Raw genomic sequence first — 21,313 nt, 5'->3', positions numbered from 1 at the left:
CGCTCACGCCTCATCGCGCCCTCCCCCGGAGGAGACGAGCTCCGTTCGAACCCGGGCTGTGCGAGCAGGCGGCAGGTCAGTCGGTGGGCCGCGGGGCGCGCAGGTGAGCCCGCTTCTCGAGCTCCTCCTCGTCGACCAGCGTGAGCATCGGCTGGCCCGGCGCACAGAGCATGAACACGACGTACTTGGCCGGCGCGTCCGACAGGGCGTTGCCGTTCTGGTAGTGGATCACGTCACCGCCCGGCTCCCAGAACGTCTCACCGGCCTTGATCACGCGCTCCGGCTCACCCTCGAGCTCCCACCGGACCGCGCCCTCGGTGACGTAGCCGAAACACGGCCCCGAGTGGCGGTGAGGAGGAGTTCCGGGGTGACCGGGAGGCCACTCGACAAGGACGGTCATCCCCGAAGCGCCCTCGGGAATGAAGGGCGGTTTGACGTCCGCCAGCATCTCGGGTCCGACCCCGTCCACTGAACCCATCTCGTGCACTGTGCTACACCTCCGTAGGCCTGCCCGGAATGGACGTTCTCGCGTCGGCGATTCCGGGCTCACAAACAACTTGCTTCATAGTGAAGGCAAAGCACGGCACGCATCTGTGACACGCCGTCTGCCTTCTGCCTCGGCAGAGAGTTCCGAGACCACCCAGCCTCTTGTCGTGCGGCCTCCTACCCGCCTGATCGGCGCAGAGATCCTCCTCCAGCCGCGCGCCGCCGTCACGCTCGCCGTGGACCCCGGTTTTGAGCACGGCCTCCTGGTCGACCGGGGCGATGTACATCTGGGCGACACCCTGGGCGGCCCCGCGGAGTTGGGCTACGTCCACCCGGGCAGCGACGCCCTGACGCTGACGAACGCGTCGGACGACATCGCACGGACGGTCCTGCTCGGCGGAACCCCGTTCGAAGAGGAAATCGTCATGTGGTGGAACTTCGTCGGGCGCAGTGACGAAGACATTGCGCAGGCCCGGGAGGATTGGCAGAACTCTTCCGATCGCTTCGGCGCTGTCGAAGGGTATCCGGGTGACCGCTTTGCCGCCCCAGCACTGCCGGACGCCGTCATCACGCCACGCAGGAATCCACCGCGCCACTGACCCGTCCGACGCGTCACCGACCTCCTTCTGAAGGCGCCGATGAGCCGGCCTTACACCGCTCCGAGACCGTAGAGCGGGTGGACGCCAAGAAACGGCTACGAATCCATGTCGACGGGAAGCGCGAAGGACTGACCGCCTACCGCGACCGCGGGGAGCAGAGCGTCTTCTGTCATACCGAGGTCGACGACGCCTTCGCCGGGCAGGGCCTGGCCTCCCCGGCTGGTCCAGGAGACGCTCACCGACGTGCGTGACTCCGGGAAGCGGACCGTGCCCGTCTGCCCGTACGCGGCCAAGTTCCTGAAGACACGAGGAGTTTGCCGACATCACCGACCCCGTGACGCCCGACGTGAGCAAGCGCTTAGTATCTTTGTATGGGACAGTCCGAGCGACAGGGAAGGCCAGCTATGCCGACGTCGCAAGCCGAGGCCTTCTATGAGCGGGAGGCCCTCGACCGGTTCCTCCCCACCGCCTGTACCCGCGGGCCCTGGGACGCCGACTCCCAACACGCCGGTCCGCCGGCGGCGTTGCTGGGGCTGGCCGTGGAGCAACGGCCGGGCGGACGCCCGGAGATGCGGGTCGCCCGGCTCACCTACGAGATCATGCGGCCTGTCCCGATACGGCCGCTGACCGTGACCACGCGCGTGCTGCGCGCCGGGCGCAGTGTCGAGCTCGTGGAGGTCGGGCTGACACCCGACGGTGGCGATGAAGTGATGCGGGCGACGGCGTTGCTGATGAAGACGGCGCCGGACTCGGTACCGGAGGTGTCGCCCGGGCGGCAGGTTCCCGGGCCCGGGGACGCACCGTCGAAAGCGTTCTTCCCGGTTCCGTGGGACCAGGGCTACCACACCGCCATGGACGTGCGCTTCGCCGCCGGTTCGTTCCTCGAGTCCGGTCCGGCCACGGCGTGGATGCGCATGAGGGTCCCCTTGGTCGCGGGCGAGGAGATCACGCCGCTGAGCCGGGTGCTGACGGCTGCCGACTCGGGCAACGGTGTCAGTGCCGAGCTGGATTTCCACCATTACGTCTTCATCAACGCCGACCTCACCGTCGGCCTGCACCGCCACCCCGAGGGCGAGTGGGTCTGCCTGGACGCCCGGTCGATGGTGGACGGTGCGGGCATCGGGCTCGCCGAGTCCACCCTGCACGACGAGAAGGGCCCGCTCGGCCACAGTACCCAGACCCTGTACGTCGCCGCGCGCGGCTGAGGCAGCCTTTACGGGGCGCCCTCGATGATCGCGACAGGTGGGAAGGTGGCGCCCGCCGGGCGACTGCAAGAGGGAAAGTGCCGCCATCGTCGGCTTGGCGGCCGATTCGGGCCGACTGCTCGTGTGCCCTCGCCACAAACTCCCAACGCTGGAGTGGATCCGAGTCGCGGATCTCCGGCGCGGCTGACGACTCCCACTCAAGTCCGGGCCCCGGCGCCACGCCTTGTAGGTGAAATGGCCCCAGCCTCCTGGGTCATTCACATGGAGTGAGCTGACGAGCGGACAGTCCGGAGCCTCCATCGGACCCGGCACGATTCACAGCTGGTTTCGTCCCATGGCTGTGAGCATCGAGATGGCTGTCTGTCAGTGATCTGAACGTGGTTCAGGTAGTGCTGTCCGAGGTCGTTTCGGGTTTCGCGTGGAGGACTTCGCGGGCCTGGTCCGCGGCGCGGGTGATGCTCTCGGAGACGAAGTCGAGGAAGCGGGCGATGTTCTCGAGGCGGGTGGCGGCCGGGGTGTCGCGGCCGAGGATGTTGACGCCCTGTCGTGCGGTCTCGGCGACCTGGATGGTGCCGCGGGCGCTGGCGATCATGGACTGGTACCAGACGTCGTCGTCGGCGACGTAGCGCTCGCGGCGGCGTTCGTCGCGTTCCCGGCGCACCAGGCCCTGGCTTTCGAGGAACGCGATCGCTTTGGAGATGGACGCCGGGCTGACCTGGAGGCGTTGGACGAGTTCAGCCGCGGTGAGGCTGCCGGCGTCGCTGGTGTAGAGGCAGGTCAGCACCCGGGCCATCATCTTGGGTGTGCCCGCTTGCATGAGGACGGTGGTGAACGTCTCCTCGTACTCGCGTACGGCCTCGGCGTCGCGACCGTGGGCCTGCGGGGGCGCCTGCTCCCCTCGGGGCGGGGCCTGTCGGCGGCGGTGGGCGCGGCGCTCGGTGGCGCGGTGGGCCAGGTCGGCGCGGTAGGCAGTGGGGCCGCCGTTGCGCATCACCTCGCGCGTGATCGTCGAGGTCGGGCGGTCGAGGCGCCTGGCGATCTCCGCGTAGGCGAGGCCGTCGGCCAGTCCCAGCGCGATCTGCTGACGTTCCTGCTGGGTGAGTCTGCCTCCCGGCATCGCGGCCTCCTTCGTGCTCCTTGGTGTCTCCACCATAGCGTTCACTTCCAATTGATTGCAACGAACAGACGGCTGCCGTTGCGTTAAATTCGGAGTCGTTGCAACGAATTCTTTCCTCTACCTGCACTGATGGCAATTATGTGCAACGAGTCTGTTGCCAGATCTATGAATGCAACGTAGCTTTTCCGTCATCGGAAACAGCGACGAGCACAGGAGCGCATGATGCAGAAGTTCGACACCCCGGCCCCGATGACCACCGTCCTGGACATCCCCGCGGGGCGCGTCCGGTTCATCGCCGCCGACCGGGCCGACACCACGGTCGAGGTCCTGCCCGCAGACGCCTCCAAGAGCCGTGACGTGAAGGCGGCGGAGCAGACCACGGTCGTCTACGGCGACGGCGTCCTGCGGATCGAGGCCCCGGCGGCGAAGAACCAGTACCTCGGCCCCTCCGGATCCGTCGAGGTGACGGTCCAGCTGCCCGCCGGCTCCCGCATCGAGGCGAAGGCGGCCGGCGCCGAGTTCCGGGGTGTCGGACGCCTCGGCGATGTCGCCTTCGAGGGCGCGCAGGGCTCGGTCAAGCTCGACGAGGCCGCGAGCGCCCGCCTCACCCTCCTCGCCGGCGACGTCTCGGTCGGCCGACTGGGCGGCCCCGCGGAGATCAGCACTCAAAAGGGCGACATTCGGATCGCCGAGGCGGTGCGCGGCACGGTCGTGCTGACCACCCAGATGGGCGAGGTGTCGGTCGGTGCCGCCCACGGAGTGTCCGCCTCCCTGGATGCCGGCACCGGATACGGCCGGATTCACAACGCGCTCAAGAACACCGACGGCGCCGCCGACCTGAACATCTGCGCGACCACCGCCCACGGCGACATCGCCGCCCGCAGCCTCTGAAGGAGCACCCTCATGACCGACTTGGCCATCGCGGCGAACGGGCTGCGCAAGTCCTACGGGGACAAGACCGTCCTCGACGGCGTCGACCTGGCCGTCCCGGAAGGAACGATCTTCTCCCTGCTCGGCCCGAACGGCGCCGGCAAGACCACCGCCGTGCAGATCCTCTCCACCCTGATCAGCGCCGACCCCGCCAGTGGCCGGATCCGCGTCGGCGGCCACGACCTCGCCACCGACCCGCAGGCCGTGCGTGCCGCGATCGGCGTCACCGGGCAGTTCTCCGCCGTCGACGGGCTGATCACCGGCGAGGAGAACATGCTCCTCATGGCGGACCTGCACCACCTCTCCAAGCGCGAGGGACGGCAGGTCACCGCCGAGCTGCTGGAGCGGTTCGACCTCACCGAGGCCGCGAAGAAGCCCGCCTCCACCTACTCCGGCGGCATGAAGCGCCGCCTCGACATCGCCATGACCCTGGTCGGCGACCCGCGCATCATCTTCCTCGACGAACCGACCACCGGCCTCGACCCGCGCGCCCGCCACAACACGTGGCAGATCATCCGCGAACTCGTCACGGCCGGCGTCACCGTCTTCCTCACCACCCAGTACCTGGACGAGGCCGACGAACTCGCCGACCGCATCGCCGTGCTCCACGACGGCAAGATCGCCGCCGAGGGCACCGCCGACGAGCTCAAGCGGCTCATCCCCGGCGGACACGTCCGGCTCCGCTTCACCGACCCGGCCGCCTACCAGAGCGCCGCCTCCGCACTGCGCGAGGTCACCCTCCCCCACTCTCGACTTCGCTCGAGCGGCGGGACCCCCATCGACGAATCCCTCGCCCTGCAGATCCCCAGCGACGGCAGCCAGCGCGAGCTGCGCTCCATCCTCGACCGGCTGGACTCGGTCGGCATCGAGGCGGACGAGCTGACCGTGCACACCCCCGACCTCGACGACGTCTTCTTCGCCCTGACCGACAGCACCAACCGGCCGAACCAGCCCAAGGAGGCTGTCCGATGAGCTCCCCCCTGGCTCCCGCCCGCCCGACCCGGATCTCCCTCGCCGTGCGCGACTCGTCCACGATGCTGCGCCGCAACCTGCTGCACGCCCGGCGCTACCCCTCCCTCACCCTGAACCTGCTGCTCACCCCGATCATGCTGCTGCTGCTCTTCGTCTACATCTTCGGCAACACCATGAGCGCGGGCATCGGCGGAGCTCCGGACCGCTCCCAGTACATCGCCTATATCGTCCCGGGCCTCCTGCTGATGACCATCGGCAGCACCACGATCGGCACCGCGGTCTCCGTCTCCAACGACATGACCGAGGGCATCATCGCCCGCTTCCGCACGATGGCCATCCACCGAGGGTCGGTGCTCGTCGGACACGTCATCGGCAGCGTGCTGCAGTCGATCGTCAGCGTGGTCCTCGTCGGCGCCGTCGCCGTGGCCATCGGCTTCCGCTCCACCGATGCCACCGTCCTGGAGTGGCTCGCGGCGTTCGGGCTGCTCGTGCTCTTCGCCATGGCGCTCACCTGGATCGCGGTCGGCATGGGCCTGGTCAGCCCGAACGCCGAGGCCGCCAGCAACAACGCAATGCCCTTGATCCTGCTGCCGCTTCTCTCCAGCGCGTTCGTCCCCCTCCGCTCGATGCCGGGCTGGTTCCAGCCGATCGCCGAGTACCAGCCCTTCACGCCCGCCATCGAGACCCTGCGCGGCCTGCTGCTCGGCACCGAGATCGGCAACAACGGATGGCTCGCCGTCGTCTGGTGCCTGGGCCTCGCGGTGCTCGGCTACCTCTGGTCGACCTCGAAGTTCAACCACGACCCGAAATAACCGCCATGACGGCGCGGGCCGCCTCCCGCAACTCGTCCCACTCGAGGGCGGCGCACACCGACAACCCGTCGGCGTACGCCGCCCGTTCGTGTGCAAGGAGGACATCATCCGGGCCGCTGATCCGCTCGGTGATCGGTAGCCGGCTGGTGGCTGAGGCTCGTCCGCCTCACCACGTAGGACACCGTCTTGGTCACTCAGCCCGACAGGTGCCTGCTCCGTTCTGTGGATCAGGCACCTGACCTGGTTGCCCGCCGGGCGTCGGGAGTTTCATGGTCATCCCCGAGGCGCTGGACCATCGAGCGCAGGATCCACGGGCCTTCGCACCACCCGTGACCAGCGAGACCCGAGACCCACCCGCACCGCTCCGATAGCATGATCGCACTCATCGCCCATCCTTCACCAGAAATTCATGCCATCTAACACTATGAGTAACCTATTTGACCAACATGTAGCAAATCGGCCAAACAATTGATATCCATAGCATCGCGGGTGTTTTCGCGAATAAACGGCAGAATTGCATTCGCCGCGTGGCGCCAACCACGGGCGATACTGTGGGCCACGGCGGGTGTGGTGGCCCTCGGATTCCTCATCGCGCTGGAGATCGCCGCTCGTCGCTACGGCCTACCGGGGCCGATCACCAACCAGGCGCGAGAGGTGATATTCGCCCCCAAATCGGGGCCGCTGTTGTACGCCAGTATGGCGTTGATGATGGTGGTGCTCCCGTGGCGGCAACGGTTCATCGCGGCCGGCGCCGCGATCGGCATCGACGTCGCCTTCTGGCTCGTGCGGTGGGCGGTCGACGCCAAGATGATGTTCGGCAACGGCGCCTTGTGGGTGGTTTTGGGGTGTGCGGTCATCGCTGTCACGCGCCGCACCGGCCGGGAACGCATCCTGCTGCTGAAAGGCGTCGGACTGGCCCTGCTGCTGGTGACCGGCCGCAAAACTGGCGATACCTGGCTACTCATCACGTCGAAGACCCGCCCGGCGGTGCTCGACCAGTACGTGGCAACCGCCGATCACGCGCTGGGCAACCCGTCGTGGCTGGTAGGCCGTTTTGTCAGGGCGACCGGTCCGATCGGCGCCCATGTTCTCGACTACGTCTACATTCAGCTTGCGGTGGCCGCGGTCATCGTCACGCTGTACCAGTTGCGTAACGTGGCGGTCGAGCGCCGCTTCCCGCGCCATCATCTGGTGCGCACCTTTCTGGTGATCGGCCTCCTCGGGCCGGCCATCTACATGATCTTCCCGGTGGTCGGGCCGGTCTTCGCCTACGGCACCGGCGCCTTCGACACCGGTGGCGGGCACTGGGCGGTGGCCAACCTGTGGCCGGACACACCGCCGCCGATCAATACCCCGCACCACATGCCATTCGACGAGATCACCCCACGCAACTGCATGCCCAGCCTGCACACAGCGTGGGCTACCGCGATCTTCATTCATTCCCGCAGAGGCCCACGGATTCTGCAATTCGCAGGCGCGTTCTGGCTGATTGCCACGCTCGGCGCAACGCTGGGCTTCGGCTACCACTACGGCGCGGATATCGTTGCCGGTGTGGTGTTCACGCTCACGATCGAGGCAGCTTTGCGCTCGCTCGAACGTGGCTGGGATCGGTCAGGAATTCAGCTGGTCGCTTACGGTGCAACGGTCTTCGCTGCGCTCTTGGCGTCATATCGCTATCTGCCGATGGAAATGGCAAAACATTCATGGTTGTTTGGGCCACTCATCATTCTGGCGATGGCCTCAGTGATCCACGGCTACATACGGACCACCAAACTGTGGGAACCGAAGGCCGCACCAGTGTGGCAGCCGGAACCGCAGCCCGAACCGGTTTGAACCATGTTGCATCGGGTTGTGGGCTGAGCGGTTACCGAATGGGGCCGGGATGATGAACGCGTGCGGGCGAAGACACACCGGACACTGTCTCCGCCCGCCGGCGACAGCGCGACCCGCCGTACACGGATCAGGGGCGAGAGCTGTCAAGGATCAGGGGAGAGAGCGGGCGGGAGCCGTGGCCGCAGGGGTGCCAGTGACCTTCGAGTACAGGATCAGGCCCGCCGTCACCAAGGAGGTCCGGCACCAAGGAGGTCACTGACCAGTTGACCGGGACACCCGCCCTCACCAGCGCCATAAGCAGCCGTCTGGAACGTAGCGTCTCGGTGATTCTTGTTCGGAGGCCTGTTGTGGTCGCGCCGAGGCGGCCTGCCACTGGGTGTTCCTTCTCCCGTACAGTCCGTGCTGCCGATGCTCCGCCACGGCCGAGCCCAGCGGTTGACCAGGAGAAGCACATGGACATCGAAGCCAGTCCCGGCTCCCTTCTGTACGTTCCCGGAACGGGGCGGCCGGTCCCCGAAGCCGAGCCTGGACTCGTGGAGAGCTGGCGTTCGGGGGGAGGCGAACTGGTCGAGCTGCTGTCCCAGGTGCACGAACGGCTCGGCGGCATCGCCGCGTTCCGCCTCGGGCCGGCGCCCACCGTTCTTGTCACCGACCCACAGGCCGTCCAGCACGTACTCGCCCGGCACCCGGAGCGGTACGTCAAGCGCTCCCATCGCGCCCGTGTGCTGATCGGCGACGGCGTCCTCGCCGCCACCGGTGCGGCCTGGAAGCGGCAACGCCGCTTGTTGCAGTCCCAGTTCACCGGTACGGGAATGCGCCGCTACGAACAGCGGATCACCGAGGCTGCCCGGACCACCGCAGGGCGCTGGCGCGAGTACGTCCGTACCGGGCAGAGCATCGATGTCGGGCAGGAGACGCGCCGCTTCGCCCTGGACGCCATCTGGCGCTCTCTCACCGGGCGCCCCCTCGATGACGAAACCGAGCGCGAACTGGCAGCCGTGGCCGCCGTGGCGACTGCCCTTCCGACTCTGCCCGCTGATGTCACCGACGCGCAGGACGCCGTCGCCGCCGATCTCGCCCGGATCGATGCGGTCGCCCGGCGCGCCATCGACGCCGCCCGCAGCGGGGCGGCCGGCCCCGACGGCCCGGGCCTGCTGCACGTCCTGATCGACGCCGCCACCGAGCGCCCCGAGTACACCGACCGGCTGATCCGCGACGAGCTGGTCACTCTGCTCGTGGCCGGGCACGAGACCACCGCCACCACCCTGACCTGGCTCTACCTGCTCCTCGACCAGTACCCCGCCGCCCGCGAACAAGCTCTCGTCGCCGGCTGCGAGGGCTCACCGCAACGCCGCCAGGCCATCCAGGCCCTGGTCCACGAGACGCTCCGGCTCTACCCGTCCGCCTGGATCCTGCCCCGCCACGCCGCCGGGGACGACAACCTCGCCGGCTATGCCGTCGAGGCGGGCACCGACATCCTGGTCTGCCCGTACCTCACCCACCGCGATCCCGAACTGTGGCCGGACCCGGAGCACTTCGACCCCCGGCGCTTCATCGCCCCGGACGGCCGACCTGCCCACCCGGGCGCCTACTTCCCCTTCGGCATCGGTCCCCGTGCCTGCCTCGGTCTGCAATTCGCGCTCCGCGAATCGACCGTCCTGCTCGAACACCTGCTGCCGGTCCACACCCTGGCCTTCCACTCCACCCCCGCGAAGGCGGTGTACGGCATCACCGTCCGCCCCGACGGCCCCACCCGCGCAACCTTGGACCCGCCACTCGCCTGAAGGTGCCACCCTGGGGCCTAGCCGCCCGGTCGGCCTCGCGTGTACGCCCGGCGGGCTTCCCGTGCACGACCCGTCAGGGCCGCGGACGCACGGCCGAAAAGACCGAGCACCGCTTCCTTCGGCACCACCGGCGGACGAGCCGTCACCCGCCGCCGGGACCGCCGGCGCCTCAGGCCGGATTGCGGCCGATGAAGAACTCGCGGATCGGATCCATGCTCGGTTCGAGTCCGGCGTCGATCAGACCCTTGCGCAGGGAGTTCATCTGGGCGTCGTGGATCCGCTGCGCGGGCTGACGGAGTGGGCCGCCGTTGTAGCCCTGGAGGCAGCCCTGGAACTTCCACGCCTGCCGGTTGATGAGCGCACCGCCGTGCAGGGCGGCGGCGAGCCCCGACTTGACCTTACGGGCGGGATGAAGCTGCCAGTAGATGTCGGCGGCGTCGTCGCCCATCGAGGGCGAACTGATCCCCCTGTCGCAGATCATGCCCCCCGCGCGAGTTCAGGCCTCCGGGATCGTGTCGGGCAGGCCCAGCGCGGCGGAGCAGTGGCGCCAGATGGCCGTGAGGGCCGTCTCCAGGGTGACGGTGGGGTCGCGGAGCATCAGCCGGATGCCGTAGCCGTCGCTCAGGGAGAGGAGGAGCGTACTGAGTTCGTCCACGTCGGTCGGGGTGAACTCGCCGGACGCGATACCGCGCCGCACCGCGTCGGCCACCCACGCGTGGAGTTGGGCGTACAGGTCCACCGCGAACCGTCGTGTCCTCTCGTCGCGCAGCGCTCGTACCCACAGCTCCTGCCACAGCCGCCAGTCCTGGTGCAGCTGGGGGTCCGTCGGCAGCAGACTGCGGAGAATGCGGGCGAGGGTGACGGCGGCCGGAACGGACTCGGCGTCGCGCTCCACGTCGACGGCCGTGTTGGCGAAGGAGTGGGTCATCGCCTCGGTGAAGAGCTTCTCGCGTGTGTCGAAGTGGTAGTGCAGCAGCGCCGTCGACACCCCGGCCCGCTCGGCGACCATCCGCATCCGGATTTTCTCGAAACCGGTCTCCGCGATGACCTCGCACGCGGCGGTCAGGATGCGCTCGCGCGTGTCTGCCGTGCGCACCTTGGTTGACACCCTGCGACTCCCCTCGTCCGGCGGCCGTACGACCACCATTTTCTCTCATGGCCGGGTCACCCGTGCCGCCGCCTCACCCGGTGCCCGTTCCGGGTACGGGTGGAAACCCCGGCCGGACTTCCGGCCGAGCAGGCCGGCCTCCACCATGCGGGACAGCAGGGGCGGCGGGGAGTACAGCGGTTCCTTGAACTCGGCATACAGCGACTCTGCGATGGCCCGCGTGGTGTCCAGGCCGATCAGATCGGTCAGGGCGAGCGGGCCGAGCGGGTGGGCGCAGCCCAGGACCATGCCGCGGTCGATGTCCTCCACGCTCGCGACGCCCGACTCCACCATGCGGACGGCGGCCAGCAGATAGGGCACGAGCAGCGCGTTCACGACGAAGCCGGCCCGGTCCTGGGCATGCACGACCTCCTTGCCGAGCACACCGACGACGAAGTCGGCGGCGCGTGCGGTGGTGTCGGCCGATGTCAGCAATGACGGGACGACCTCGACCAGCCGCAGCACCGGAACGGGGTTGAAGAAGTGCACGCCGACGACCTGGCCGGGCCGCGCGGTCGCGGCGGCCAGCCGGATGACCGGGATCGAGGAGGTGTTCGTGGCGAGGATGGCGTCCGGCGCGGTGACCACGCGGTCCAGCCGGCCGAACAGGTCGAGTTTGACCCGCACGTCCTCCGCGACGGCCTCGACGACCAGGTCACGGTCGTGCAGCGCCTCGATCTCGTCGACCACCGTGATCAGGCCCAGGGCCGCCGCACGTCGTTCGGCGGTGAGCCTGCCGTGCGCGACGGCCCGGTCCAGCGAGCGGACGATGCGCCCGCGCCCCGCCTCCACCGCCGCCACGTCGCGCTCCACGACCGTCACCGGCACTCCGGCCCGCGCGCCGACCTCGGCGATGCCCGCGCCCATGAGACCGCAGCCCACGACTCCGAGTCGCTCGATGGCGCCCATCGGTTCTCCCTTCCGTCTTCGATCCGTCCGCGCCGCCCGCAGTGGCCTGCTGCGAGACGGGCTGGGCCGGGGCCGCGCGGGCCCCGGCAGCGTCACTGGGCGACAGGCAGGTCCAGGACTCCCGACCCCCGCTTGACGAGCTCGTTGGCGATGATCAGCCGCTGGATCTCGGAGGTGCCCTCCCAGATGCGGTCCACCCGCAGCTCGCGGTAGAGCCGCTCCACGGCGTACGAACGGTCGTAGCCCCGGCCGCCGTGGATCTGGAGACAGCGGTCGATCACCCGGCCCGAGGCCTCGCTGGCGGCGAGCTTGGCGATGGAGGCCTTGGCGTGCAGGGTCTTGCGGTCGTCGGGCGAGGACTGGTCGACCTCCCAGGCCACCTGGTGGGTGTAGGCGCGGTTGACCGCGATGTCCACGGCGCAGTCGGCGAGCATGCCCTGGATCAGCTGGTAGGCGGCGATGGGGGCGCCGAACTGTTCGCGTTCCACGGCCCAGTCCCGGGACAGTTCCAGGGCCCGCTCCGCCGCCCCGGTGGTGCGCGCCGCGATCATCAGACGCTCCTCGGTGAACCATGAGCGCGTGATGTCGTGGCCCTCGCCGATGCCGCCGAGTACGGCGTCCTCGCCGACCTGCACATCGTTGAAGGTGAACTCGGGGTGCTCGTAGACGAAGGTGTGCATGAAGCGCGGTATGCGGGTCATCTCGATGCCGGGGGTGTCCTTGTCGACGAGGAACAGCGTCGGCGCACGGTCCGGTCCCGCCGCGGCGAGGACGATCATGAAGTCGGCGTGGTCGCCGACGGTCACGAACCACTTCTCGCCGTTGAGGACCCAGCCTCGGTCGTTCTTCGTCGCCGTGGTGGCCAGGTTCCGCGGGTCGGAGCCGGCGCCCGGCTCGGTCACCGCGTAGCAGTCCCGGCGCTCGCCCCTGATCACCGGGATCAGGAAGCGCTCGCGCTGCTCGGGCGTGCAGCGGCGCAGCGCGTTGGCAGGCCGCCAGACCATGTCCCACAGGGCGCCGGTGAGCCGTCCCAACTCCTCCTGCACGGTGACCTGTTCGGCGATGGTGAGGCCGGCGCCGCCCCACTCGGCGGGCATGTTGACGGCCTGCAACCCGGCGTCGAGCACCGCGTCGCGGATCTTGGCGTGCGCGCTCTCGGGCAGGCCGTTGCCCTCCTCGCACGGGAGCTCGTAGGCGGTGATGAAGTCGGTGAGGGCACGCGCGTCGGCCTTGAGCCGGACCTGGCGCGGGGTGAGGCGGAAGTCCATGGAAGTCCTCGCTGCTCGGCGTTGTGTGGATGGAGCGGGGGTTACGGGGTCGGCAGCGCCAGGGCGCGGGTGCCGCGCTTGACGAGCTCGTTGGCGATGATCAGCCGCTGGATCTCGGAGGTGCCCTCCCATATCCGGTCGACGCGCAGTTCGCGATACATGCGCTCGACGGGGTAGGTGCGGTCGTAGCCGCGACCGCCGAAGATCTGCAGACAGCGGTCGGCGACCCGGCCGGCCGCCTCGCTGGCGGCGAGCTTGGCGGTGGAGGCCTTGGCATGCAGGGTCTTGCGATCGGTGTGCGGCTGGTCGGCCTCCCACGCGACCTGGTGGGTGTAGGCGCGGTTGACCGCGATGTCCACGGCGCAGTCGGTGAGCATGCCCTGGATCAGCTGGTAGGAGGCGATGGGGGCGCCGAACTGTTCGCGTTCCACGGCCCAGTCGCGGGCGAGCTGCAGGGCGCGCTCGGCAGCGCCGACCGTGCGGGCCGCGATCATGAGGCGCTCGTCGGTGAACCATTCCTTGGTCAGCTCGTAGCCGTTGCCCACGCCGCCGAGCACGTCCTCGTCGGCGACGAAGACATCGGTGAAGGTGAACTCGGGGTGCCCGTTGACCGCGGAGTGCATGAAACGGGGCACCCGTGTCATCACCACGCCCGGGGCGGATTTGTCGACGAAGAACAGCGTGGGCAGCCGCTCGGGCCCGGCGTCCGCCTGGACGAGCAGGAAGTCGGCGATGTCGCCGCAGGTGACGAACCACTTCTCGCCGTGGAGCAGCCAGCCGCCGTCGGTCCGAGTGGCGGTCGACGTACCGGAGGCGGGGTCGGACCCGGCGCCGGGCTCGGTGACGGCGAACGCGTCGAACCTCTCGCCGCGGATGATGGGCAGCAGGTACTTCTCACGCTGGCGCTCGTCGCCCTGGGCCAGGACGTTGGCGGGCCGCCAGGGGATGTCCCACAGGCAGTTGGTGACCTTGCCGAACTCCTCCTCGACGATGACCTGGTCGAGCAGACTGAGCCCGGCGCCGCCCCACTCGGCGGGCATGTTGATGGCGTAGACGCCCGCGTCCATCGCGGCACGTGTCAGTTCGGCGACGGTCTGCTGCGGGAGGGGGCCGCCGGCCTCCTCGGCTTGATCCTCGTAACGCATCAGCAGCCGGGCGTAGTCGGCCGCGCGCCGCTTCAGGTCGGCCTGTTCGGGGGTGTAGCGCATGTCCATGGGTGACCTCTTCGGTACGGGGACGGCGGGTGGGGCGCGGTGTCAGGCCAGTACGGCGCGGGAGTCCAGCGCCAGGACTCCGGTGGGCCGTACGAGCAGCGGGTTGACCTCGAGCTCGGCGATCTCGGGGTGGGCGGCCGCGAACGCGGTGACGGTCTCGATCGCTCTGGCGGCCGCGGTCACGTCGACGGCCGGCCGGCCGCGTACGCCGTCCAGCAGGGCGGCGGTGCGCAGATCCCGCAGCAGCCGCAGGGCGCGGTCGGCCGGCACGGGTGCCAGGGTGAACGTGACGTCGCGCAGCGGCTCGGCCAGTACGCCGCCCAGGCCCACCATGGCGACCGGCCCGAACCGCGGGTCGCGGTCGACGCCGACGATCAGCTCGACTCCGTCGGACAGATCCGCCATGGCCTCCACCGAGTAGGACGGCGCGCCCAGCCGTGCGTTCATCGCGCGGAAGGCGGCGAGCAGTTCGTCGGGGTCGGCCAGGCCCAGCGCCACACCCCCGGCGTCCGACTTGTGCAGCAGGTGCAGGGCCTTGAGCACATAGGGGCCGGCGAACTCACGTGTGACCGCCAGCAGTTCGGCTTCGTCGCGGACTTCCCGCGCGGCGGGGAAGGGGAGCCCGGCGGCTTCGAGCGCCCGGCGGGTCTCGAGGTAGCCGGTCTCCCGCAGCGGTCCGGCGGTGCGGGGGAGGGGCGTGAGACCGATGCCGTAGGCGGCCGGCGCCGTCGCCGCGAGTGCGCGGGCCGCGTCCTCGGTCGCGCCGAAGACGGGGATGCCGGCCGAGACGAGGGTGCGACAGCTGGGGGAGTGCGGGTACATCGACTGGACCACCAGGGGCTTGGCGGTGGCCCGGTGGTGGGCGGCGATGAGACGGGCGGCCTCCTGCTCCCCGTCCGCCAGCGTGGCACCGCCCCCGCCGAGCCCGTCCTCCGCTGCCGCGTAGCCACCGAAGTAGCCGGTCATCAGTACGGCGTCGGTCTCCTCGGCGGCCAGCAGCGCGGCGACGGTCGCGGCGTACGAGCCGGGATCCTGCTCGCCCATGCCGGCCAGGTCCACCGGGTTGCCGACGGCCGACTGCTCCCACAGCGCCTCCCGGACGCGCCGCCGGGTCGGCGGCTCGAGTTCGGGCACGGCCAGCCCGGCCGCCTCGACGGCGTCCGCGGCGATGACTCCGTGGCCGCCACCGTCGGTGAGCACGGCGACCCGGCGGCCGGCGGCCCGGCGTCCGCCCGCCAAGGAGGCCAGGACGACGGTGAGTTCGCGGGGTGTGGCGACGAGTTCGACCCCGGCGTCCCGGCACGCGGCGGCGACGATGTCGGCCGACGTGGTCAGTGCGCCGGTGTGCGACTGGGCGCTGCGTGCCGAGGCGTCGCCGCGTCCGGCGGTGAGCAGGACCACGGGCTTCCCGGCGACCGAGGCCGCTTCGGCGAAGGCGCGTCCGTCGGCGAAGTCCTCGGCGTACACCGCGATGGCCCGACTGCCCTCGTGCCGAGCGCAGTCGGCGAGCAGGTCGACGAGGGTGACGTCGGCCTGGTTGCCGAGTGAGACGAAGCGGGAGAAGCCGAGGCCGTGCGGGCGGAACCGGAGCTGGAGTTCGAGGGCGAGGTTTCCGCTCTGGCTGAGCAGGGCCACGCCGCCGGGCGTGAAGGTGTCCGAGGCCAGGAAGAGGTCGGTCGTGTTGTCCGCGAGGCCCAGGCAGTTGGGGCCGACCATGACGGCGCCGGCGGCGCGGACGCGCTCCGCGACGGCGCGTTGGCGCGCCCGTCCGGCGGCTCCGGTCTCCGCGAACCCGGCGGTGATGGCGACGATCGCCCGGGCCCCGCAGTCCAGGGCTTCTTCGACCGCTGCCTCGAAGCCGGCGGCGGGCACCGAGACGACCGCCAGGTCGACGGGCTCGCCGATCGCCCGCAGGCTGGGGGCGGCGGTGCGCCCGAGCACCGTGCCGCCGCGGCGGTTGACCAGGTGGACGGGGCGGCGGCCGTTCGCGCGGACGGCCTGGGCGGCGATGGCGTGGCCGTACTTGGCGGGATCGTCGCTCGCGCCCACGACCGCCACGGAGATGGGGTCGAAGAGCGCCGACAGGTCGCGTCCCATGTCACTTCACCAGCCGCAGAGCGGAGTTGGGGCAGGCGGCGACGGCCGCTGTGGCCGCCTCGGCGTCGCCTTCGGGGACTGTGGTCCCCTGCAGCCGGGCGTAGCCCCACTCGTCGAGGTCGACGAGCTCGGGCGCGGGTTCCTGGCACAGGCCGTAGCCCTGGCAGCGGGTGGAATCCAGCAGGAGTTTCATGACGTGGTCCTTTCGGCGACCCGGTGACGGGTGTGGGTGCGGATTTCACAGGGGGGTCAGGGGACGGCCACCGCGAAGCGGCGTCCGTCGTGCGGCACCGCGTCGCAGCAGGCGGGGCAGGCGGTGTCCCGGTGGCCCTCGACCCGGTCCGGGAAATGCGCGAGGAGGGTGGCGGCGATGCGCGCCGTGGCGTCGAGGAGTCCGCAGGCACCGCGGCCGGGCAGCTGCCTCGACCAGCGCAGCAGCTTGGCGGTGTCGTCGTCGCCGGCCTCACCGCGCGCCACCGCCGCGAGCGTCCCGGCCAGCGCCCCGGTGCCGGCGACGCACACCCCGCACTGCCGGGCGCTCTGCGCCGCGAGGTACCCGGCCGCTTCGGCGGCCACGGCCACCGGGCAGTCCTCAGGGTGCAGGAAGTGCAGGGCACCGCAGCCGAGCGCTCCGCCCGCCGCGGCCAGCCCGTCGTGGTCGAGCCGGAGGTCCGTCCAGCCCGCCCCGTGCAGCCCGCCGAACAGCCCGCCCAGCAGGACCGCCTCGGCCCTGCCGTGACCGCACAGGTCGGCGAGGGTCTTCAGATACGTGCCCGCGGGCGCCTCGACCAGCGCGGGCTCGCCCGCCGTCCCCGAGAGGGTGACCAGGTACGTACGGGCGATCGCGGCCGCGGTGTCGGGCCGGGAGTGCACTACGGCGATGCGGGCCAGGGTCTCCACGTTGGCGACCAGGGTGGGAGCGCCTCCCACCCCGCTCTCGAAGGGGCGCGGCGGTTTGGCCGCGGGCAGCGCCGGCCCGCCGTCGATTCGGCGTACGACCGCGGTCTCTTCCCCTGCCACGTAGGTGTGCTCGGTGCGCACGACGTCGACGCGGAGGTCGGGTGGCCGTTCGGTGAGGGCCCGGCGGACGGCCTGCTCGGCGCGGACGTCGGAGACATAGACGCAGCCGCGTCCCGCGTCGGTCATCGCCGCCGCCAGCCGTACGCCGTCCAGCACCAGGTGGGGGCGGTGCCGCAGCAGCCAGCGGTCCTTGACGGAGCCCGGTTCGCCCTCCTCGCCGTTGGCGACGACGACGGGCCGGCCGGGGGCGTCGCGGACGGCGCGGAGCTTGACGGCGGCGGGGAAGCCGGCGCCACCCCGGCCGCGCAGTTCCGTCGCCGCCAACCGCGCGAGCAACGCGCCGGGCGCGGGCACGGGCGCATAGCCGCCGGCCGCGAGGTAGGGGGCGAGTTCTTCCCCGCCGGGTGGGGCGATGAGCAGGCCGGGCTGTCCGTCGGGGACGAGCGAAACGATGCCGGTCATGCGGTGCTCCCGGGTTCGCCGTGGCAGGAACGGTTCTTCAGGTGCGCCACCGCGCGCTCCAGGGCCCGGCGCTGCGGAGCGGCGCGTTCGTACCCGGGGCCGGGCAGGCCGATGAGCATGCGGTGGTGGTCCAGGACGACCTCGCCGGCCACGAGCGCCGCGGTCGGGTCGGTGGTCCCGGGTCCTTCGGCGGCGTCGACGACCAGCGCGGTGACCTCGCCGAGGTAGTGCAGCCAGCCGCGCTGGGTGCCCCGCAGGACGAGCCGTTCCACGCGGTGGCGCTCGGCGGTGACGAGAGCCGGCGGTGTGCGGCCCGGCGTGGGGGCGCGCAGGGCGGCCACCGCGGCGGGCAGCTCGCGTTCGGGCTCGGGGGTGAGGCCGAGCCAGACCAGACTGCGGTAAGCGCTCATGCGTGCCTCCGGGGTCTGACCGTTCCGGTCGCATGGAACGGGGGCGCAGCGATGGCGTGGACGGGGGATGCTCCGGCGCCCTGGAGGAGCGGGCGGGGAGCCGTGCGAGGCACCGGCCGAGGGGGCTGCGCATCGCGTCTACGTGGGTGGGCGGGATCCGGTCGCGCGGAAGCGTGCGGAGTCCGGGGCGCCCGTGGAGTGCGGATCGCGGGTGCCCAGGCCCGTACGGTCCGCGTTGCCCAGGCCCGTACGGTCCGCGTTGCACGGGCCCGTACGGGCGGCGTTGCCCGAGCCGTACCGGTCCTTGGTCCGCGAGCCTGCGGTGCGGACGGCGGTCCGGTCGGTGCGGTGCGAGCCCGTGGCGGTCCGCCTGCAGCGAGACTAACTAACTAATTAGTCAGCCCACAAGTCTTGACATTGACCTGCACCGGTTCCAATCTGACTAACCAATTAGTCAGTCGGGATCGCGCAGCGCCGGAGCCGCATCGGCCCCCGATCCCCGCGTAGCCTCACCGCCCATCGCCGCCGCCGCGGCGCGGAGGAGGAACCCATGCAGTCCTCGACCACTCGGGCACCCGCCGCCTCCCCGGCTCCGCCGGGACGGCCGGCCCTGCCCTCGGATCACCCCGGGGAAGCGCTGCTCGCGCGCTATTACACGGATCCGGCCGTCGCCGCGGCCGAGACCGAGCGGATCTTCGCCAAGTCCTGGCAGCTCGTCTGCCACGAGTCCGACCTCCCCGGACCCGGAGCCCGCCTCGCCGCCACCGCGGCCGGCCGGGAGGTCCTGGTCGTCCGCACCGAGGACGGGACGCTCGCCGCCCACCTCAACGTCTGCCGCCACCGCGGCACCCGCCTGGTCACCGCCCCGGAACCTTCGGGCAAAGCGATCCGCTGCCCCTACCACGGCTGGACCTACAAACTGGACGGACGCCTGGTCGGTGCCCCCGAGGCCCGTCGGATCCCATGTCTGGACAAGCCCCGCCTCGGGCTCCACCCGGTGAAGGTCGAGTCCTTCCTCGGCTTCGTCTTCGTCAACCTCGACCTCGACGCGGTGCCGCTCGCCGAGAGCTGCTCCGGCCTCGCCGAGTCCGTCGGCCACTACGCCGGAGCCGACCTCGTACCCATCGGCAGGCACCGCATCCACGACACCGCGGGCGGCGAGGAGCAGCACGCCAACTGGAAGGTGATCGTCGACAACTACCTCGAGGGCTACCACGTCCCCGTGGCCCACCCCGCGCTCATGCGCCTGCTCGACTACCAGGCGTACACGGTCGACATCCAGGACGACTACGTACTCTTCGAGTCGCCCCTGCGCGACAAGCCCTCCTCGAACTGGACCGAGCGGCTTTACCAGCGGCTGGCCACTCCGATGCCGGGACTGACCGAGGCCGACCGGCGGGTGTGGCGCTACGCCGTGATCTACCCCAACACACTCATCGACTTCTACCCTGACCACGTGCTCGCGTGGACCGCCCTTCCCACCGCCCAGGACCGGGCGGCGATCCCCGGTGCCTTCTACACCCGACACGGGGAGAGCGTGCGCACCAGGCTGGCCCGGCGATTGAACATCCACATCGGCTGGGTCACCAACGACGAGGACGCGGAACTGGTCGAGCGCGTACAGGCCGGCCTGTCCACGCCCGGGTTCGAGCCGGGCCCGCTCTCGCGCCGCGAGGCCGCCGTCGGCTGGTTCGCGCGTCGGGTCCGGGGCGACCTGGAGGGGGAGAGCCGGTGACGCCCCGCCGGCCGGCGGCCGGGCCGCACCTGCGCGTCGCGCTCCTCCCGTCGGGCTTACCCGGCCCCCGCTGACGCACGTTCGCACCCTCCCCAGACCGGTCTTCACTACGGAGTCAGGGCCTCCGTGAGCCGACCAGCCGGTCCCGCCCTGGAGTTGTGCCGTTCCTCGATGGAGAGGACGTTCCATGTCCCCCGAGGTACCTCCACCGTCCCGGCGTGCCGTACTGCGGGCAGGCGCCTGCGGACTGCTCGGCGCCGCGGTCGGCGGCTGCGGGTTCATGCCCGCCAAAACCCCCGACGAGAAGGACCTGGCCCCGGTCGGGGCCCGCGTCGACGGCGACCTCGTCTACTTCAACTGGGCCGACTTCGTGGACCCTTCGGTCTTCAAGGGCTTCGAGAAGGAGTACGGCGTCAGGGTCATCCAGTCGAACTTCGACTCGATGGAAGGCATGGTCGCCAAGCTCAACGCCGGCAACCGCTACGACGTCATCTTCCCCACCGCCAAGTGGGCCCAGCGCCTGGCCCGCGGGGGCCGGCTGCGCCGGATCGACCACTCTCAACTCACCAACTCCCAGGCCGTGTTCGGCAAGCACACCTACTTCGCCGACCCCTGGTACGACCCCGGCTCCGCGCACACCGTCCCCTTCACCGCCTACAAGACCGGCATCGGCTGGCGCCGCGACCGGATCGGCGACCTGACCGGGTCCTGGAAGGACCTGTGGAACGACAGGGCCAGGGGCAGGGTCTTCCTGCTGGACGACCGGGACGAGGTGCTCGGCATGGGCGCCCTCGAACTCGGTCTGGACGTCAGCACCGGCGACACCGGCGACCTGAACCGCGTCACCGAGCTGCTGGGGAGCCTGCGGCCGCGGCTGCGCGGCTTCTCCAGCGACAGCTACAACAACCTCCTCAACGGCAACGCGGTGATGACCCAGGCCTGGAGCGGCGACATGGCCGCCATGCTCAATCAGGCCAAGGACCCCTCCGTCTTCGGCTTCCAGGCTCCGAAGGAGGGCACGCCCATCAACTCCGACTGCTACGCCGTCCCGTGGAACGCACCCCACCCCGGCACCGCGATGCTCTTCATCGACTACATGCTCCGCCCGGAGAACGTGAAGAAGAACATCGAGTACATCGGCTACCCGATGCCGGTGGCCGGCTCCGAGAAGGTGTACGCCGCCCTGGTGGAACCCTTCCCCGAGTGCATCGTGACCGAGGACGACCTGAAGGCGGACCTGTTCTTCCGCAACGGCAGCCGCGCCGCGGAGGACGCCCGCGACACCGCCTGGACCCATGTGAAGGCGGGCTGAG

19 protein-coding genes and 2 pseudogenes are annotated in these 21,313 nt (G+C 70.4%); 10 read left to right on the top strand and 11 right to left on the bottom strand.

Going from position 1 to position 21,313, the window contains the following annotated elements; genetic code table 11:
* Window positions 1-76: 76 nt before the first annotated feature.
* Window positions 77-478, bottom strand: coding sequence for a cupin domain-containing protein (locus tag OG390_RS06115; RefSeq protein WP_406165619.1), 402 nt, complete (start codon window positions 476-478; stop codon window positions 77-79).
* 175 nt (window positions 479-653) lie between these two features.
* Here OG390_RS06115 and OG390_RS06110 point away from each other — a divergent pair.
* The 3 genes and pseudogenes from OG390_RS06110 to OG390_RS06100 form a co-directional block, all read left to right on the top strand.
* A pseudogene (locus OG390_RS06110) lies at window positions 654-1,085 on the top strand (pirin-like C-terminal cupin domain-containing protein); the annotation flags it as partial.
* A gap of 77 nt (window positions 1,086-1,162) precedes the next feature.
* Window positions 1,163-1,521: pseudogene (locus tag OG390_RS06105) on the top strand (GNAT family N-acetyltransferase).
* Entirely contained in the window at window positions 1,490-2,290 is an 801-nt protein-coding gene (locus tag OG390_RS06100) for a thioesterase family protein (protein WP_406165617.1), read from the top strand. Before OG390_RS06105 ends, OG390_RS06100 begins: the two are co-directional and overlap by 32 nt.
* Window positions 2,291-2,672: 382 nt before the next feature.
* Here OG390_RS06100 and OG390_RS06095 read toward each other — a convergent pair whose 3' ends face one another.
* Window positions 2,673-3,407 (bottom strand): helix-turn-helix domain-containing protein, encoded by a 735-nt coding sequence (locus OG390_RS06095; protein ID WP_406165615.1) that lies wholly within the window; start codon window positions 3,405-3,407, stop codon window positions 2,673-2,675.
* Window positions 3,408-3,629: 222 nt separating this feature from the next.
* Here OG390_RS06095 and OG390_RS06090 point away from each other — a divergent pair, with 222 nt between their 5' ends.
* From OG390_RS06090 to OG390_RS06070, 5 genes are all read left to right on the top strand, one after another.
* A complete protein-coding gene (locus tag OG390_RS06090; RefSeq protein WP_406177519.1) occupies window positions 3,630-4,298 on the top strand; it encodes a DUF4097 family beta strand repeat-containing protein in 669 nt (222 codons plus the stop codon).
* A 12-nt stretch (window positions 4,299-4,310) separates the two neighbouring features.
* Window positions 4,311-5,309 (top strand): ATP-binding cassette domain-containing protein, encoded by a 999-nt coding sequence (locus OG390_RS06085; protein ID WP_406165613.1) that lies wholly within the window; start codon window positions 4,311-4,313, stop codon window positions 5,307-5,309.
* Window positions 5,306-6,121, top strand: a complete 816-nt coding sequence (locus OG390_RS06080) for an ABC transporter permease (RefSeq protein ID WP_406165611.1) — start codon at window positions 5,306-5,308, stop codon at window positions 6,119-6,121. The genes OG390_RS06085 and OG390_RS06080 overlap by 4 nt, the downstream gene beginning before the upstream one ends.
* A gap of 489 nt (window positions 6,122-6,610) precedes the next feature.
* Entirely contained in the window at window positions 6,611-7,954 is a 1,344-nt protein-coding gene (locus tag OG390_RS06075; RefSeq protein ID WP_406165609.1) for a phosphatase PAP2 family protein, read from the top strand.
* A gap of 452 nt (window positions 7,955-8,406) precedes the next feature.
* A complete protein-coding gene (locus tag OG390_RS06070) occupies window positions 8,407-9,738 on the top strand; it encodes a cytochrome P450 (RefSeq protein ID WP_406165607.1) in 1,332 nt (443 codons plus the stop codon).
* Between the two features lie 169 nt (window positions 9,739-9,907).
* Here OG390_RS06070 and OG390_RS06065 read toward each other — a convergent pair whose 3' ends face one another.
* The 9 genes from OG390_RS06065 to OG390_RS06025 all read right to left on the bottom strand — a co-directional run bounded on the left by OG390_RS06065 (window position 9,908) and on the right by OG390_RS06025 (window position 18,265).
* The gene (locus OG390_RS06065; RefSeq protein WP_406165605.1) at window positions 9,908-10,219 is read right to left on the bottom strand and encodes a hypothetical protein; all 312 of its coding nucleotides are present in this window, start codon (window positions 10,217-10,219) and stop codon (window positions 9,908-9,910) included.
* 15 nt (window positions 10,220-10,234) lie between these two features.
* Window positions 10,235-10,846, bottom strand: a complete 612-nt coding sequence (locus OG390_RS06060) for a TetR/AcrR family transcriptional regulator (RefSeq protein ID WP_406165604.1) — start codon at window positions 10,844-10,846, stop codon at window positions 10,235-10,237.
* A gap of 45 nt (window positions 10,847-10,891) precedes the next feature.
* Window positions 10,892-11,794 carry a 3-hydroxybutyryl-CoA dehydrogenase gene (locus OG390_RS06055; protein WP_406165602.1) on the bottom strand — a complete coding sequence of 301 codons (903 nt, stop codon included), beginning with the start codon at window positions 11,792-11,794 and terminating at the stop codon, window positions 10,892-10,894.
* Between the two features lie 92 nt (window positions 11,795-11,886).
* A complete protein-coding gene (locus OG390_RS06050) occupies window positions 11,887-13,062 on the bottom strand; it encodes an acyl-CoA dehydrogenase family protein (RefSeq protein WP_406165600.1) in 1,176 nt (391 codons plus the stop codon).
* A 41-nt stretch (window positions 13,063-13,103) separates the two neighbouring features.
* Window positions 13,104-14,276: an acyl-CoA dehydrogenase family protein gene (locus OG390_RS06045; protein ID WP_406165599.1), complete on the bottom strand. Its 1,173-nt coding sequence runs from the start codon at window positions 14,274-14,276 to the stop codon at window positions 13,104-13,106.
* 42 nt (window positions 14,277-14,318) lie between these two features.
* The gene (locus OG390_RS06040; protein WP_406165598.1) at window positions 14,319-16,373 is read right to left on the bottom strand and encodes an acetate--CoA ligase family protein; all 2,055 of its coding nucleotides are present in this window, start codon (window positions 16,371-16,373) and stop codon (window positions 14,319-14,321) included.
* 1 nt (window position 16,374) lies between these two features.
* On the bottom strand, window positions 16,375-16,566 hold the full coding sequence (locus OG390_RS06035; RefSeq protein WP_406165597.1) for a ferredoxin: 192 nt from the start codon (window positions 16,564-16,566) through the stop codon (window positions 16,375-16,377).
* 56 nt (window positions 16,567-16,622) lie between these two features.
* Complete coding sequence (locus OG390_RS06030) at window positions 16,623-17,855, bottom strand: NADH-ubiquinone oxidoreductase-F iron-sulfur binding region domain-containing protein (protein ID WP_406165595.1); 1,233 nt, start codon at window positions 17,853-17,855, stop codon at window positions 16,623-16,625.
* On the bottom strand, window positions 17,852-18,265 hold the full coding sequence (locus tag OG390_RS06025) for a hypothetical protein (protein WP_406165593.1): 414 nt from the start codon (window positions 18,263-18,265) through the stop codon (window positions 17,852-17,854). The genes OG390_RS06030 and OG390_RS06025 overlap by 4 nt, the downstream gene beginning before the upstream one ends.
* 550 nt (window positions 18,266-18,815) lie before the next feature.
* Here OG390_RS06025 and OG390_RS06020 point away from each other — a divergent pair.
* Complete coding sequence (locus OG390_RS06020) at window positions 18,816-20,000, top strand: aromatic ring-hydroxylating dioxygenase subunit alpha (RefSeq protein ID WP_406165591.1); 1,185 nt, start codon at window positions 18,816-18,818, stop codon at window positions 19,998-20,000.
* Between the two features lie 187 nt (window positions 20,001-20,187).
* On the top strand, window positions 20,188-21,312 hold the full coding sequence (locus OG390_RS06015) for a spermidine/putrescine ABC transporter substrate-binding protein (protein ID WP_406165589.1): 1,125 nt from the start codon (window positions 20,188-20,190) through the stop codon (window positions 21,310-21,312).
* The last annotated feature ends 1 nt before the right edge of the window (window position 21,313 follow it).

It is taken from the genome of Streptomyces sp. NBC_00996 (assembly GCF_045162675.1).
Taxonomy (GTDB): domain Bacteria; phylum Actinomycetota; class Actinomycetes; order Streptomycetales; family Streptomycetaceae; genus Streptomyces.
Note: the sequence above shows the minus strand (reverse complement) of the source record. Positions and strands in the feature narration are given on the sequence as shown.

Coding starts and splice junctions, on each gene's coding strand:
- OG390_RS06115 (WP_406165619.1), bottom strand. CDS start 478: ATGGGTTCAGTGGACGGGGTCGGACCCGAGATGCTGGCGGACGTCAAA.
- OG390_RS06100 (WP_406165617.1), top strand. CDS start 1,490: ATGCCGACGTCGCAAGCCGAGGCCTTCTATGAGCGGGAGGCCCTCGAC.
- OG390_RS06095 (WP_406165615.1), bottom strand. CDS start 3,407: ATGCCGGGAGGCAGACTCACCCAGCAGGAACGTCAGCAGATCGCGCTG.
- OG390_RS06090 (WP_406177519.1), top strand. CDS start 3,630: ATGCAGAAGTTCGACACCCCGGCCCCGATGACCACCGTCCTGGACATC.
- OG390_RS06085 (WP_406165613.1), top strand. CDS start 4,311: ATGACCGACTTGGCCATCGCGGCGAACGGGCTGCGCAAGTCCTACGGG.
- OG390_RS06080 (WP_406165611.1), top strand. CDS start 5,306: ATGAGCTCCCCCCTGGCTCCCGCCCGCCCGACCCGGATCTCCCTCGCC.
- OG390_RS06070 (WP_406165607.1), top strand. CDS start 8,407: ATGGACATCGAAGCCAGTCCCGGCTCCCTTCTGTACGTTCCCGGAACG.
- OG390_RS06065 (WP_406165605.1), bottom strand. CDS start 10,219: ATGATCTGCGACAGGGGGATCAGTTCGCCCTCGATGGGCGACGACGCC.
- OG390_RS06055 (WP_406165602.1), bottom strand. CDS start 11,794: ATGGGCGCCATCGAGCGACTCGGAGTCGTGGGCTGCGGTCTCATGGGC.
- OG390_RS06050 (WP_406165600.1), bottom strand. CDS start 13,062: ATGGACTTCCGCCTCACCCCGCGCCAGGTCCGGCTCAAGGCCGACGCG.
- OG390_RS06045 (WP_406165599.1), bottom strand. CDS start 14,276: ATGGACATGCGCTACACCCCCGAACAGGCCGACCTGAAGCGGCGCGCG.
- OG390_RS06040 (WP_406165598.1), bottom strand. CDS start 16,373: ATGGGACGCGACCTGTCGGCGCTCTTCGACCCCATCTCCGTGGCGGTC.
- OG390_RS06035 (WP_406165597.1), bottom strand. CDS start 16,566: ATGAAACTCCTGCTGGATTCCACCCGCTGCCAGGGCTACGGCCTGTGC.
- OG390_RS06030 (WP_406165595.1), bottom strand. CDS start 17,855: ATGACCGGCATCGTTTCGCTCGTCCCCGACGGACAGCCCGGCCTGCTC.
- OG390_RS06025 (WP_406165593.1), bottom strand. CDS start 18,265: ATGAGCGCTTACCGCAGTCTGGTCTGGCTCGGCCTCACCCCCGAGCCC.
- OG390_RS06020 (WP_406165591.1), top strand. CDS start 18,816: ATGCAGTCCTCGACCACTCGGGCACCCGCCGCCTCCCCGGCTCCGCCG.
- OG390_RS06015 (WP_406165589.1), top strand. CDS start 20,188: ATGTCCCCCGAGGTACCTCCACCGTCCCGGCGTGCCGTACTGCGGGCA.